Here is a 435-nt window from a genome sequence, read left to right on the forward strand (position 1 = left end):
GCTCAAAGTAATTACAATTTGTTCTTCTGGAATTAAGTCCTCGTCCTCTAAGTCTTCAAATCCACCTAATTGAATTTCAGTACGACGATCATCACCGAAGCGATCTCTAATTTCAGTCAATTCATCTCTAACTAACTGTAATAACACTTCTTCATCAGCTAAGATTGCTTCTAATTCACTAATATAATTTAATAACTCATTATATTCAGCTTCAATTTTGTCTCTCTCTAAACCTGTTAGACGTCTTAAACGCATGTCTAAAATAGCTTGAGCTTGTTTTTCAGAAAGTTTGAAGCGTTGTTGCAAACTTTCCATTGCGACTTTATCTGTTTCTGATTCACGAATCGTTGAAATAATTTCATCGATATGATCTAACGCAATACGTAACCCTTCTAAAATGTGGGCACGATCTTTAGCTTTACGTAAGTTGTATTG

At 34.3% G+C, this 435-nt stretch carries 1 protein-coding gene; it reads right to left on the reverse strand.

The annotated features are described in order from the left end of the window. Window positions 1-435, reverse strand: a 435-nt coding sequence (locus tag M3152_RS17850; RefSeq protein ID WP_285847310.1) for a DNA gyrase subunit A, incomplete at both ends; no start/stop codon positions are given.

This window comes from Sporosarcina luteola (genome assembly GCF_023715245.1).
In the GTDB taxonomy this organism is placed as follows: domain Bacteria; phylum Bacillota; class Bacilli; order Bacillales_A; family Planococcaceae; genus Sporosarcina; species Sporosarcina luteola_C.